Raw genomic sequence first — 512 nt, 5'->3', positions numbered from 1 at the left:
AGCCACTGGCGTATCGCGTAAGAACAACAAGCTCTTAGGGACATTCATCTCTTCTGTTGAATGCTCTTTGTTACCCAACTTGCTGCCAATGAAACCAGCTAGGACGTAAGAAAGCGTTGAGAAGTGACCAATCGCAACGTCGTCTGAACCTGTTACTTGCTTCATGTATTTGTGCGCAATTGCAGGGAAGAACACCATTACAGAACCCACAACCACAGAGCCAAGAGCGATCAGTGGAACACCTTTCATGCCGCTAGATGCCAGAATCGCCGCCACCATCATAGACATAAATAGCGTGTGGTGACCTGTTAGGAAGATGAATTTCCACGGCGTGAAACGAGCGATCAGAATGTTCACCAACATACCGAAGAACATGATCATCGCCATCTCTTTACCAAACGCTTCTTGCGCGATAGAGACGATAGCTTCGTTGTTTGGAACCACGCCTGTAATGCCAAATGCGTGTTGGAAAATCGTCGCGAAGTCGCCTAGCGAGCTCACAACTAAGCCTG

1 protein-coding gene is annotated in these 512 nt (G+C 48.0%); it reads right to left on the bottom strand.

Annotated features, from left to right (window positions below; translation table 11 throughout):
- Window positions 1–512 (bottom strand): PTS transporter subunit IIC (locus tag R8O11_RS31415; protein ID WP_318195417.1); only part of this gene is annotated, 512 nt, incomplete at both ends.

It is taken from the genome of Vibrio sp. 1288 (genome assembly GCF_033344475.1).
This window is presented reverse-complemented; position numbering and strand designations above follow the sequence as displayed.